Origin of the sequence: Paraburkholderia sp. (assembly GCF_049581445.1) — a bacterium.
Lineage (GTDB): Bacteria > Pseudomonadota > Gammaproteobacteria > Burkholderiales > Burkholderiaceae > Paraburkholderia.
Window position 1 is genome coordinate 1 of record NZ_JBAURZ010000190.1, and the last position, 2,085, is coordinate 2,085.

General features: G+C 64.5%; 2 protein-coding genes. Both read right to left on the bottom strand.

Annotated elements, in window-relative coordinates:
* Positions 1-132: 132 nt before the first annotated feature.
* A complete protein-coding gene (gene tssF / locus WCA85_RS16850; protein ID WP_424065751.1) occupies positions 133-1,920 on the bottom strand; it encodes a type VI secretion system baseplate subunit TssF in 1,788 nt (595 codons plus the stop codon).
* Positions 1,904-2,085 (bottom strand): hypothetical protein (locus WCA85_RS16855; RefSeq protein WP_424065753.1); only part of this gene is annotated, 182 nt, incomplete at its 5' end. The genes tssF and WCA85_RS16855, both read right to left, overlap by 17 nt.

The following is a 2,085-nucleotide window of genomic DNA, read 5'->3' on the forward strand; positions in this document are numbered from 1 at the left end:
CAGCAAGTGCGAGCGCTTCCGTGCGCGGATCGAGGCCTGTGCCGAGCGGCACCGAACCGGGTCGCAGCAATTCGAGCAGCCGCACCGCCTGCGCGAATTCGAAGGCGTACGGTTCGTCGAACAACCGCTGCGCTACAGAACGAGCGGGCTGCTCTGGGTTGGCCGCCATGCGTGAATCTCCCTGCCATCGCGCATCAGTGTCGTATGCACGAAACGATTGACACTCGCGTACAGCGAGAAGAAGTTGGCCAGCACTCCTGAGAACATAACCATGCTGGCGCCCACAAAATGAGTGTGATCGAGTTCGATGCGTACCTGCAGGCCGTTTTGCCAGCCGCGCCATAAATCCGCGCCGACATGTCCAACGATCGCTTCGCTGCTCACGCTCATGAGCCCGGTGATCTGCCGGCGCGCGGTGGGGCTGGCCGCCAGGTTATGCAGTTCCAGCATCTCGCGCAACGAGTTCAGCGCCTGCGGTCCCGCGACCAGCGGCGTGTGATTGAGCACGAACTGTGAGGCAAGGCGCCAGCGCGAACTGCCGTCGAGCGCGGCGAAGGTCTGACGGGTTGGACGATGCGCGATCCGCACACTGGCAACCGGGCCTGGCTGTTCAAACGACAACAACGTGCCGGGTTCAAGTGTGTGCGCCAGGTGTCGGTTGGTGCAGAGCAGGTCGGCAGTGAGCGTTCGCGCGGAGGGGCTCGCCGGATCGAAGCAGGCATCGACGAAAGTCAGCATCATGTCGCTCCCCGGCCGCGATCGGTGCATGCCGGTGACCCGTCGCGCATGCCAGTAGAGCGACGAACCGTTGCCGTGCTGCACCCCGTAGTAGGGCGGCACTTCGACGACCTCGCGGCCGCTTACCGAGCGCACGTTGCACACCGCGTAGATCTCGGTGCTGGCTTCGCGGTGCGCGTCGGGACTGACGCGCAATTCGCGCTGCGTGCCGTCGGGACGCAACGGCTCTGAGGTGCGCGCAAACAGGTTCAGCGCGGGCGTGCAACCGAGCGCGAAGTCATGCGGATGAAGCGTGAGACGGCCGCCCGGAGCTGCGCCGAGTCCAATTAGCAGGTCAAGGGTATCGCCAGCGTCCGCGGGCGGCATGAACGGCACATCGAAGAATGCAAACTTTTCGGGGAAAGCAAAATATTCGACCAGCAGGCGACACGCCGGATGCACGCCATCCTCTAGCGGCAACAGCGCCTCATCGTCGCCGAAGCCAACCGGTTCCGGCTTGCCAGCGATGATTCGCGCGGGGGCACCGGGTGCCTGAAGGTAGACGCTCGCGCCATGCGCGCACAGCAGGTCGTAAAGCGTCGCGGCGCTGACTGGCGAGCCTGCGAGCCGCAACCGCAAGCGCTTGATTGGCAAGCCGCCGAACCGGTGCAAACCGGTGCAGCGCAGCGACAGACGCAGCGCGGCTTGCAGGCTCGGGTCGCCCGTTGCAGTCTGCGCCTCTTCGGCATTGAGCATCTGGGCCGTTTCAAGAGCAATCGGCCAGAGCGTCACGTCAGCGGAGGTACGCCAGCGCACCGCAGTGCCGTCGAGCGTCACATGCACCAGCGGCGTATTGCGCGGCACGACGTAGCCTGTGGCCACGCTGCCTTGAGTCGGGTCCGCTTCGAGTTGCACGATCGTCATTGATGGCAACGGCCGCGCCGCATAAGGGTAAAACTGCTCAAGCAGGCCGTCGGTCAGCTCCGAGTATTCATCGTCGAGCGTGCGCTGGATGCGTGCAGTCAGGATCGCGAAACTTTCGATCAGGCGTTCCACATGCGGATCGCCACTTTCGCCAGGCCCCAGTTCCAGGCGGCGAGCAATCTTTGGATAGCGTTGCGCGAAGCTCTCGCTCGCGCGCCGCAAATAGGTCAGTTCGCGCTGATAGTAGTCAAGCAGCAGGTCGTCAAGCGATTCGTTCATCGACCACTCCGACCGGCTGGCCGTCGGCGAGTTGTGCGACGAAGGCGACCGGCCAAGGAGCGGCGCCGGCGTAAAGATTTCCCATGATGCGCAGCCGCAGCCGCCATGGCGCGTCCGGCTCCGGCTCGATCTGGGCCTGCGGCTGACCGAGCCGCGGTTCGAATG